Annotated in this window: 7 protein-coding genes and 1 tRNA gene; 6 read left to right on the top strand and 2 right to left on the bottom strand. The window is 68.2% G+C overall.

Features of this window, described 5'->3' with window-relative positions; genetic code table 11:
• Nucleotides 1-116: 116 nt before the first annotated feature.
• A tRNA-Leu gene (locus tag FFS25_RS07740) sits at nt 117-196 on the bottom strand.
• Between the two features lie 179 nt (nt 197-375).
• Here FFS25_RS07740 and FFS25_RS07735 point away from each other — a divergent pair.
• The 4 genes from FFS25_RS07735 (at nt 376) to FFS25_RS07720 (ending at nt 7,731) form a co-directional block, all read left to right on the top strand.
• Complete coding sequence (locus FFS25_RS07735; protein WP_171004133.1) at nt 376-1,032, top strand: ANTAR domain-containing response regulator; 657 nt, start codon at nt 376-378, stop codon at nt 1,030-1,032.
• An 81-nt stretch (nt 1,033-1,113) separates the two neighbouring features.
• Entirely contained in the window at nt 1,114-4,020 is a 2,907-nt protein-coding gene (gene polA / locus FFS25_RS07730; RefSeq protein ID WP_137802445.1) for a DNA polymerase I, read from the top strand.
• A gap of 197 nt (nt 4,021-4,217) precedes the next feature.
• Nucleotides 4,218-5,714: a 30S ribosomal protein S1 gene (gene rpsA / locus FFS25_RS07725; protein WP_006213207.1), complete on the top strand. Its 1,497-nt coding sequence runs from the start codon at nt 4,218-4,220 to the stop codon at nt 5,712-5,714.
• A gap of 250 nt (nt 5,715-5,964) precedes the next feature.
• Nucleotides 5,965-7,731 carry a BCCT family transporter gene (locus FFS25_RS07720; RefSeq protein WP_058870907.1) on the top strand — a complete coding sequence of 589 codons (1,767 nt, stop codon included), beginning with the start codon at nt 5,965-5,967 and terminating at the stop codon, nt 7,729-7,731.
• Between the two features lie 64 nt (nt 7,732-7,795).
• On the opposite strand, the gene FFS25_RS07715 is transcribed toward FFS25_RS07720, so the two are convergent.
• Nucleotides 7,796-8,494, bottom strand: coding sequence for an IMPACT family protein (locus FFS25_RS07715; RefSeq protein WP_058870906.1), 699 nt, complete (start codon nt 8,492-8,494; stop codon nt 7,796-7,798).
• A 54-nt stretch (nt 8,495-8,548) separates the two neighbouring features.
• Between FFS25_RS07715 and coaE the strand changes: the two genes are divergently transcribed.
• Together coaE and FFS25_RS07705 are read left to right on the top strand one after the other, a co-directional pair.
• Nucleotides 8,549-9,148: a dephospho-CoA kinase gene (coaE, locus tag FFS25_RS07710; RefSeq protein WP_058870905.1), complete on the top strand. Its 600-nt coding sequence runs from the start codon at nt 8,549-8,551 to the stop codon at nt 9,146-9,148.
• A 203-nt stretch (nt 9,149-9,351) separates the two neighbouring features.
• Nucleotides 9,352-11,130 carry a BCCT family transporter gene (locus tag FFS25_RS07705; RefSeq protein ID WP_137802444.1) on the top strand — a complete coding sequence of 593 codons (1,779 nt, stop codon included), beginning with the start codon at nt 9,352-9,354 and terminating at the stop codon, nt 11,128-11,130.
• Nucleotides 11,131-11,247: the final 117 nt, after the last annotated feature.

Raw genomic sequence — 11,247 nt, 5'->3', positions numbered from 1 at the left:
CCGGAGAGATCCTCCGCGAGCTCACCCTGGACCCCACGCGGAAGTACCAGCCACAACGAAAAACACCCCGAACCTGAGGGTTCGGGGTGTTTCCGATGTACTGAGACATCACAGGGTGCCCAAGGTGGGACTCGAACCCACACTCCGAAGAACCGCATTTTGAGTGCGGCGCGTCTGCCGATTCCGCCACTTGGGCGCGCGATGCGCACGCAGAACTCTACCGCAGGGATCCGGCACGCCGCGGCATGGATGACTAGGCTGGGAGCATCGCCTGTCGGGGCGCAGTCCTGCGGCTCCGACACGTGCTCGAGGTCCCCGGAGCAGTGAGCGGGAGGCCCAGCCCATCCTGTCGCCTGTGCCGAAGGAGCCACCGCCGTGACCGAGAACACCGAACCGCTGGATCTCCCCGTCCCGGGCGGCTCCGAATCCCAAGCCGACGACGCTGGAGCATCGGACGCAGCACAGCGCCGACGCGTGGTCGTGGCCGAGGACGACTCCATGATCCGCATGGACGTGGTGGAGATGCTGTCCTCCGAGGGCTACGACGTCGTGGGGGAGGCCGCCGACGGCCGCCGTGCGGTGGAGCTGACCCGCGAGCACGAGCCCGATCTGGTGCTCATGGACGTGAAGATGCCGGTGCTCGACGGCATCTCCGCCGCCGAGGAGATCGCCGCCGAGCGCATCGCCCCGGTCGTGCTGCTGACGGCCTTCAGCCAGAAGGAGCTCGTGGAGCGGGCCCGGGAAGCCGGGGCCATGGCCTATGTGGTCAAGCCCTACACCGCCGCAGATCTGATCCCCGCGATCGAGATCGCCGTCTCGCGCTTCGACGAGATCGTGGCGCTCGAGGACGAGGTCACCGAGATGAAGGACCAGTTCGAGACCCGCAAGCTGGTCGAGCGCGCCAAGTCGCTGCTGATCTCGCGCATGGGCCTGACCGAGCCGGAGGCCTTCCGCTGGATCCAGAAGACCTCTATGGACCGCCGCCTGTCCATGCGCGAGGTCGCCGACGCGATCCTCAACCAGGTGGGCTGAGCACCCACCCGTGTCCCGCGCGCCGATCGGGGAGGGGATGAGGGGCGTCGTGCTGTCCGGGCGCGCCCCTAGGATGGGCCCGTGAGCACGAAGACCAGCACCGAGACCGCCGCCCCCGACTCCGTCACGATCGGGATCAAGACGGACGACCCCGTCGAGATCCCGCTGCCGCAGCGGATCGAGCGCCCGGAGCGGCGCCTGCTGCTGATCGACGGCCACTCGCTGGCCTTCCGCGCCTTCTTCGCTCTGTCGCGGGCCGCGGAGTACGGCAGCGGTCCGTCGTTCGTGACCTCGGACGGCACGCACACGGAGGCCGTCTACGGCTTCCTGAACACCATGGCCAAGATGCTGCGCGAGCAGAAGCCCACGCATCTGGTGGTGACCTTCGACCTCGACGGCCCCACGCTGCGCTCCCAGGAGTACGGCGAGTACAAGGGCGGCCGCGATGAGACGCCCGAGGAGTTCCACGGACAGGTCCAGCGCATCCAGGAGATCCTGCAGGCGCTGAACATCCCGATCGTGACCAAGGAGGGCTACGAGGCGGACGACGTCCTGGCCACCCTGTCGGCTGCGGGCTCCGCTCAGGAGTTCGAGGTCCTGGTCTTCTCCGGCGATCGCGACGCCTTCCAGATGGTCGACGAGAACGTCACCATCGTCTACCCGGGACGCACGCCGTCGGATCTGCGGCTCATGGACGCGGCGGCGGTCATGGAGAAGTACAAGGTGGCCCCGCAGAACTACCCGGACCTGGCGGCTCTCACCGGAGAGCAGGCGGACAACCTGCCCGGCGTCCCCGGCGTGGGACCGGGCTTCGCGGCCAAGTGGATCGAGGCCTACGGCCGCGTCGAGTCGATCATCGACAACGCGGACAAGATCACGGGCAAGAAGGGCGCGGCCCTTCGCGAGAACCTGGACCTGGTCCGTCGCAACCGGAAGCTCAATCGCCTGGAGACCACGCTCGAGCTCGGCTTCGACCTGGCGGACGCGGCGCTGCCCGCCCCGGATGCCGAGAAGGTCGACGAGCTGTTCGATGCCCTCGAGTTCGGCTCGGGCCTGCGCGGGCGCCTCTTCGACGCCCTCGCCGCCGACGACGACTCCCCCCGAGCCTCCGCACCCACGATCGAGTCGGTCGAGGACGCCGAATCCTCCGCAGAGCTCACGGCCTGGCTGGAGGACGCCGAGGGCGAGGTCGTCGTGCGCCCCATCCGCCACGACGACGACGCCCGCCTGCCGGGTGCGCGCGAGATCACCGAGCTGCTGCTGGTGTGCGCAGGCGCCGAGGCGAAGTCACCGTCCGCACTGCGACTGGATCTCACGGCCTCGGACGCGCAGCTGGAGTCGACCCTGGCCGCGTGGCTGGCCGATGCCGAGCAGCCCAAGGTGGCCGTGGGCCTCAAGGAGCTGTGGAAGTCGTTGACCGTCCGCGGGCTCGAGCTCGCCGGTGCGGTCGATGACATCCAGCTCTCGGCCTACCTCCTGGAGCCGGCGCGCACGCACTACGACCTCGAGGGCCTGCTGGCCACCCACCTGGATATCGAGGTCGAGCAGTTCCGGGAGGACGACTCCGCCGCTGAAGGCCAGACCGCGCTCGACGTCTCCGCGGGGGAGCCCGGCACCGCTGCCCGCACCTCCCAGGCGCGGCTGCTGCATGAGGCCTCGCTGGCCCTGTCGACCCTTGAGCTCTCGCGCGTGCTGCGCGAGAAGCTGCAGGCCGACGACCAGCTCGGGCTGCTCACGGACATGGATCTCCCGCTGGCCCGGATCCTGGGGCAGATGGAGCTCACCGGCGTGGCCGTCGACGCCCAGCGCGTGGCAGAGCTGATCGACGACCTCGACGGCCCGATCCAGCAGGCGTGGGACACCGCGCAGGAGATCGTGTCCCGGGAGGAGGGCGCGGCGGAGATCAACCTGGGCTCCACCAAGCAGCTGCAGGTCGTGCTCTTCGAGACCCTCGGGCTGCCGCCGACCAAGAAGATCAAGACCGGTTACACGACCTCCGCCTCCGCAGTGGCAGACCTGCTCGGCAAGGTCGATCCCGATTCCGAAGGCGCCCGCTTCCTGCTCGCACTGATGCGCTGGCGCGATTTCACCAAGCTGCGGCAGATCGTGCAGGGCCTGCGCCAGGCGGTTGCCGAGGATGACCGCATCCACACCGACTACCAGCAGACGGTGGCCGCCACCGGTCGGCTGTCCTCGACCGATCCGAACCTGCAGAACATCCCGGTGCGCAGCCAGGAGGGGCGCCGCACCCGTGCGGTGTTCGTGGTGGGCCAGGACGATCAGGGCCCATTCGAGACCCTGGTGACCGCCGACTACTCCCAGATCGAGATGCGCGTGATGGCGCATCTGTCCGGCGATGAGGGCCTGATCGAGGCCTTCCGTGCGGGTGAGGACCTCCACCGGTACGTGGGCTCCAAGGTCTTCGGGGTCGCCCCGGAGGACGTGACGCCGGAGATGCGCTCCAAGGTCAAGGCCATGAGCTACGGACTGGTCTACGGGCTGAGCTCCTACGGCCTGTCCCAGCAGCTGCAGATCTCGGTGGACGAGGCCCGGACCATGATGTCCGACTACTTCAAGCGCTTCGGCGGCGTGCGCGACTTCCTGCGCGGCGTCGTCGAGGAGGCTCGGGAGGTCGGCTACACCGCCACGATCGACGGACGCCGCCGCTACCTCCCGGATCTGGCCAGCGACAACCGCCAGGCGCGTCAGGGAGCCGAGCGCGCCGCGCTGAACGCCCCCATCCAGGGTTCGGCCGCGGACATCATCAAGCGCGCCATGATCAACGTGGACGCCGAGCTGTCCCGCGAGGGACTGCGCTCGCGCGTGCTGCTGCAGGTCCACGACGAGCTCGTGGTCGAGGCCGCTCCGGGAGAGGTGGAGCGGGTCACCGAGATCCTGCGCGAGCAGATGGGCGCGGCCGCCGAGCTGACCGTTCCGCTCGAGGTCAACGTGGGCACCGGCCCCGACTGGAACGCCGCGGCGCACTGAGCTCCGGCACCTCCGGCTTCGGCTTGACACGGCGCGACGGAAGTGTCCGGACATGTTGAAGGCCGCAGACCGGGCGGCTAGACTTCCGTCGGTGCGTACTGCGCACTCGTACGAACTGCAAGCCATCGGCGCATGCGCTCCACAGGCGAGCAGCAGCCCGAACTGACCATCATCAATTCCATCGGAGTCCCTACTACATGACCACCACCACCCCGCAGGTTGCCGTCAACGACATCGGAACCGAGGAGGACTTCCTCGCCGCCGTCGATGCGACCATCAAGTACTTCAACGACGGCGACCTGGTGGAAGGCACCGTCGTCAAGGTCGATCGTGACGAGGTCCTCCTCGACATCGGCTACAAGACCGAGGGCGTCATCCCGTCTCGCGAGCTCTCGATCAAGCACGACATCAACCCCGACTCCGTCGTGGCCGTCGGCGATGAGATCGAGGCCCTGGTCCTCACCAAGGAGGACAAGGAAGGCCGCCTGATCCTCTCCAAGAAGCGCGCCCAGTACGAGCGCGCCTGGGGCGACATCGAGAAGATCAAGGAGGAGGACGGCGTCGTCAACGGCACCGTCATCGAGGTCGTCAAGGGCGGCCTCATCCTCGACATCGGTCTTCGCGGCTTCCTGCCCGCGTCGCTCGTCGAGATGCGTCGCGTCCGCGATCTGGCTCCGTACATCGGCCAGCAGCTCGAGGCCAAGATCATCGAGCTCGACAAGAACCGCAACAACGTCGTGCTCTCGCGTCGTGCGTGGCTCGAGCAGACCCAGTCCGAGGTCCGCTCCGACTTCCTCAACAAGCTCCAGAAGGGCCAGGTCCGCACGGGCCACGTGTCCTCGATCGTCAACTTCGGCGCCTTCGTCGATCTCGGCGGCGTCGATGGCCTGGTGCACGTCTCGGAGCTGTCCTGGAAGCACATCGATCACCCGGGCGAGGTCGTCGAGGTCGGCCAGGAGGTCAAGGTCGAGGTCCTGGACGTCGACATGGACCGCGAGCGCGTCTCCCTGTCGCTGAAGGCCACCCAGGAGGATCCCTGGCAGCTCTTCGCCCGCACCCACGCCCTGGGTCAGGTCGTGCCGGGCAAGGTCACCAAGCTCGTCCCCTTCGGCGCGTTCGTGCGCGTCGAGGACGGCATCGAGGGCCTGGTGCACATCTCCGAGCTGGCTCAGCGCCACGTGGACATGGCCGAGCAGGTCGTCTCCGTCGGCGAGGAGCTGTTCGTCAAGGTCATCGACATCGACCTGGACCGCCGCCGCATCTCGCTGTCGCTCAAGCAGGCCAACGAGGGCGTGGATCCGGACTCGACCGAGTTCGATCCGGCTCAGTACGGCATGGCTGCTGAGTACGACGAGCAGGGCAACTACAAGTACCCCGAGGGCTTCGATCCCGAGACCAACGAGTGGATCGAGGGCTTCGAGGAGCAGCGCGCGGCCTGGGAGCAGCAGTACGCCGAGGCTCAGGGCCGCTGGGAGGCCCACAAGGAGCAGGTGCGTCGTCACCTCAATGAGGATGCCGAGGCCGCCGTCGCCGGCGCCGGTGTCGCCACCTCGTCCTCCTCGTCGTCGAGCTCCTCGTCGTCCGCTTCGTCGGCTCCGTCCTCCTACTCGTCGGATGCTCCGGCGGAGGATGGCGGCACGCTGGCCTCGGACGAGGCTCTCGCCGCTCTGCGCGAGAAGCTCACCGGCAACTGATCACCCGCTGATCAGCGTCGCCGTCGGGCTCTGACCTGACGGACATCCACGAAGGCCCCCTTGCGATGCGCAAGGGGGCCTTCGCGCTGCCCGGGGGAGGCGGCAGGGAGCTGGGGACACGCGATTCGGCAGAGTGCTGAGCATCGCGAGGATCCCGATAGTGTGTTCCGGGCGCCAGACGGCCCCACCCGCTCATGCCGCGGACCGGCACGCGCAGCCCATCCTCTCCACACCACCGGGAGACCCCCTCATGCTCACCAGGCTCCACGACCGACTGGGGCTGCGGACCAGCCCGCAGATCTTCTTCTCGACCTCCGGCTTCGTGGTGGTCTTCGCGATCATCATGGTGGTCTTCCCCGACGGCGTCGCCGGTATCTTCGGCTCCCTGGCCGCGTGGATCACTGCGAACCTGGGCTGGTTCTACGTCACGGCGATCACCTGCATGCTGATCTTCGCCTTCTCCCTGGCGATGAGCCGTTACGGTCGGATCAAGCTGGGGGACGACGACGCCGAGCCCGAGTACTCCGGGCTGGCCTGGTTCGGGATGCTCTTCGCCGCCGGCGTGGGCGCTGTGCTCATGTTCTGGGGCGTGGCCGAGCCGGTGACGCACTACGCCGATCCGCCCATGTACGGGGTGGAGCCGCAGTCGGTGCAGGCCGCCTCCGATGCGCTGGGCATCGCGAACTTCCACTTCGGGCTGCACATGTGGGGGATCTTCATCGTTCCGGGACTGGCTTTCGCGTACTTCACGTACAAGCGCAAGCTGCCGCCGCGGGTCTCGTCGTCCTTCCAGCCGCTGCTCGGCGACGGCATCCACGGTCCGATCGGCAAGACCATCGACTCGGTGGCCGTGATCGCCACGATCTTCGGGCTGGCGGTGTCCATCGGCCAGGGCGCCATGCAGATCAACGGCGGCCTGGACGTCATGTACGGGATCCCCATGTCCGGGTGGCTGCAGGCGCTGATCGTCGCCGTGATCACCGCCGCGGCGCTGGTGTCGGTGGTCGCGGGCATGGACAAGGGCGTCAAGCGGCTGTCCTACGCCAACATCTTCCTGGCGATCGCGCTGCTGCTGTACCTGCTGATGTTCGGAGCGACCACCGAGGTCCTGAAGGGCACCGTCGAATCCGCGGGCCGCTACCTGGCCATGCTGCCCACGCTGTCGTTCTTCAACACGGCCTGGGGCGAGAGCGACTGGACCGGCGCCTGGACGGTGTTCTACTTCGCGTGGACGGCCACCTGGGCCCCGTTCGTGGGCATGTTCATCGCCAAGATCTCGCGCGGACGCACGATCCGCGAGTTCGTGATCGCCGTGCTGATCATTCCGTCGCTGTTCGTGCTGTGCTGGATCGGCATCATGGGCGTCAACGCGTTCCGGATCCAGCGCGAGGGCGGCAACCTGGTGGAGACGATCGTCGATGAGGGCAACGTCCCGGCCTCGCTGTTCGAGTTCCTGGGCCACTTCCCCCTGCTGGAACTCACGGCTGTGGTGGCGCTCGTGCTGATCACGGTCTTCTTCATCACCTCCCTGGACTCCGGGGCGCTGGTGCTGGATGCCATGGCCTCCGGGCACGAGGACGAGGCGCCGGTGCGCCAGCGCGTGTTCTGGACCCTGGCGGTGGGCGCGATCTGCGTGTCGCTGCTGCTGGGGGCCGGCGAGGACGCGCTGGCGGCGCTGCAGGAGGTCATCAAGGTCATCGGGCTGCCGATCACGGCCATGATGTTCGTGCAGGCGCTGATGGTGATCCAGGCGGTGCGCGAGGACTTCGGCGGTGCCCGTCCCATCCGTACAAGGCAGTGGAAGCAGGTGCTCCCGCTGGAGGAGTACCACCGACGCTCCCAGGACGACGACGTGGACATGAGCGAGTACACGATGCGTCCTGACTTCGAGCCCGGCACCGAGCCGGAGTACGAGACGCACCAGCCCCGCACCTGGCGCACCGAGCGCGGGGCCACGGGTCAGCTGCCTGCCGTGCAGCCTGGTGATCTCCAGCGCTCGGCCCGCGATCAGGACTGAGCCCGGGGCAGCTGGCCACCCCGGGTTCGGTGACCATCGGACCGAGCCCACGGCGAGCGAGTCCTCAGGCCAGGTCGACCCACCCCGTCCCGCCGTCGTCGATCCTTCCCTGACCGGAGGTCACCTCGGACACGACGGCGCGCAGGTGCCCCACGGCGTCGTCCCTGTCCGGAACCCCCGTGTGCAGCACGGCCTCGGAGGCTCCGTAGTCGGTGTCGAGCACGGCGATGCCCGAAGCCCGCAGCTCGTTGTCGACCTTGCCCGCGAAGGCGGGGGAGACGGCGACGCTGAGGTGCCGACGACGCTCCCGCACCAGCGTCGGCGCCGAGTCCAGGGTCTCGGTCACGGCCTGCGAATAGGCGCGCACCAGACCACCGGCGCCCAGGAGGGTGCCGCCGAACCAGCGCACGACGACCGCGCAGACATCGGAGAGCTCTGGCTCCTCCTCGGCGCCGGCGTCGTGGGCTGCCTCTGGCGAAGAGGGGAACCGGTGCTGCGTCAGCGCCTCGAGCATGGGCGCCCCGGCCGTGCCGGAGGGCTCGCCGTCGTCGTTGGAGCGCTGGATCATCCGATCGGCCCCCAGCACGAAGGCGCTGCAGTGATGCCGGGCGTCGTGGTGGCGGCGACGCAGCTCTGCGATCAGCTCGCGCGCCTCGTCCTCGGACTGCACGCGCCGCAGCACGCACAGGAAGCGGGATCGCTTGATCTCGATCTCATGGCTGATCTCGCGGTGATGGGCCAGGACGGTGTAGCGCTGGGGCATGCGAACGATCCTAGAGCCCAGGAGGAGCCCGCCGACGGGCGCTAGCCTGGGCCCATGACGATGATCGGGCTCACGGGAGGCATCGCCTCCGGCAAATCCACGGCGGCCAGACGGCTTCAGGACCACGGCGCGGTGCTGATCGACGCGGATGCTGTCGTGCGGCAGCTGCAGGCTCCCGGAGGTGCCGCGATCGCACCCATGGTGGAGGCGTTCGGGCCGGGGATCCTGGACGACGTCGGCGCCCTGGACCGTCCCGCGCTGGGGCGGCGGATCTTCTCCGATCCGCAGGCGCGCGAGCAGCTCAACGCGATCGTGCACCCCCTGGTGCGGGATCGCTCCCTCGAGCTCGTGGAGCAGGCCAGGGCGCAGAAGGGCCCCAATGCGGTGATCGTGCGGGATATCCCCCTGCTCGTGGAGACCGGGCAGGCGGATCAGATGGACCTGGTCCTGGTGATCGAGGCCCCGCGCGCCCAGCGCATCCGGCGCATGGTCGAGGACCGGGGGATGAGCCCGGAGGATGCCGCCGCGCGCATCGAAGCCCAGGCCACCGACGAGCAGCGCCGCGAGGCCGCCGACGACGTCCTGGTCAATGACGGGACCGTGGCCGAGCTCGAGGCCGCAGTGGACGCATGGTGGCAGAGGAGGATTGTGTGACGTGGACGAAGCCCCAGGTCAGCTCGGCGTGTTCCGTTCGGCCTGGGGTCAGTGCCGTCGTCGGCCTACTGTGGAAGTGCGCTCGAGGCGGCTAGAGTCCATGCTTCATCGCCCCTGGTGAGCAGGCACGGGCGGCCTCCGCACTCGTCACCCACCACCTCCGCCGACGCAGCGGCGCATGCGAGTCGGCCCTGGACGCTCTCATGCTCGACAGACTCCACGACGCTGCGCGTCTTCGCACCAATCCGATCATCTTCTTCTCCGCCGTGGCCATCGTGCTCGGCTTCGTCCTGTGCTCGCTGCTGTTCACCGAGACCATGAACGCGGTCTTCGTCACCGGAGCGGGCTGGGTCATGGAGAACCTGGGCTGGTTCTACATCCTCGGTGTCTCCGTCTTCCTCCTCTTCCTGATCTACGTGGGGATCAGCAGGTTCGGCGGGCTCCGGCTGGGGACCCAGGACTCCCGTCCGGAGCATTCGACGCTGGCGTGGTTCGCCATGCTCTTCGCGGCAGGCATTGGCACGATCCTCATGTTCTGGGCGGTCGCCGAGCCGATCTCCCACTTCGCTGAACCGCCCTTCCGAGGAGTCGAGCCGGAATCCAAGGATGCTGCCCGCAGCGCCATGGCCATCACGCTGTACCACTTCGGTCTGCACACCTGGACGATCTTCGCCCTGCCTGCGCTGTGCTTCGGGTACTTCATGTACAAGCGCAACCTGCCGCCGCGAGTCTCCTCCATGTTCCAGCCCCTGCTCGGGGCCCGGATCCACGGCCCCATCGGCAAGCTGATCGACATCGTCGCGCTGGTGGGGACGCTGACGGGCGTGGCCGTGTCCATCGGCCTGGGCACGCTGCAGATCAACGCCGGACTGGCCAGCCTCTTCGGCATCTCCGAGTCTGCTCTCAGCCAGATCCTCATCATCGCCGCAGTGACCATCGTCGCCTCGGTCTCCGTGGCAATGGGACTCGACCGAGGCATCAAGGTGCTGTCCAACACGAACATCCTGCTGGCGATCGGCCTGCTGGTCTTCGTCCTGGTCTCGGGCCCGACCGTGATGCTGCTGCGCGGCACCATCGAATGGTTCGGCGTGTACATGCAGGAGCTCCCGGGACTCATGTTCTGGAACGACACCCTCGACGACACCGGCTGGCAGAACGGCTGGACGGTCTTCTACTGGGCCTGGACGATCACCTGGTCGCCGTTCGTGGGCATCTTCATCGCTCAGATCTCCAAGGGGCGCTCCATCCGTCAGTTCATCGGCGGAGTCCTGGGTCTGCCCGTGCTGTTCTCCGTGATCTGGTTCGGGATCTTCGGCACGGCGGTGTTCGACATCGAGTTCAACCAGGGCGGCGGTCTCGTGGAGACGGTCGTGGGGGAGGGAGACATCCCCGGAGCCATCTTCGCCTTCCTGGGCCATTTCCCGCTCACGGAGGCGTTCTCGGTGCTGGTGATCGTGATCGTCACGCTGTTCTTCATCACGTCCATGGACTCGGCAGGACTCGTCATGGACAACATGGCGAGCGGGCATGACGACGCCGCACCGGCGCACCAGCGGGTGTGGTGGGTCGTGGCCATCGGCCTTGTGGCGGCCACGATCCTCGTCGGCGCCGGCAAGTCGGGTCTCAGCGCCCTGGAGAACGTCGCGATCCTCATCGGGCTGCCGTTCTTCGTGCTCGGCTACTTCCAGATGTGGTCGCTGCTGCGCGCCATGCGGGAGGACGCCGGGGAGGTGGCTCCGCTGAAGAGCCGCCGCTGGCGGCGCACGCTGCCGCCGGAGGAGTACGAGCGCCGTGCGCAGACCGGCGAGCTGGATCCGGAGTACGTGATCGCCCCAGATCACTACCACGGCACGGAGCCGGAGCACTCGCCCGAGCTCGAGCACCCGGAGCAGCCTGACGTGGTGCAGGACTACCGCCGCCGCACCGGCGAGCAGGACGTCGTCGACTCGGACGAGACAGCGGCGGCGGCCCGCCGCCGCTGAACGCCGTACCCGCGCCGACCGACCTTCGGGTGCCCCGACATCGCCCTCCACAGCTGCGCTGTCCGCGCAGCTGTGGGGGGCTGCTGTGCTGTCGGTGCCTGGCCGTAGCCTGGACCC

The organism is Kocuria sp. 2SI (assembly GCF_005502825.1).
Taxonomy (GTDB): Bacteria; Actinomycetota; Actinomycetes; order Actinomycetales; family Micrococcaceae; genus Kocuria; species Kocuria palustris.
Note: the sequence above shows the minus strand (reverse complement) of the source record. Positions and strands in the feature narration are given on the sequence as shown.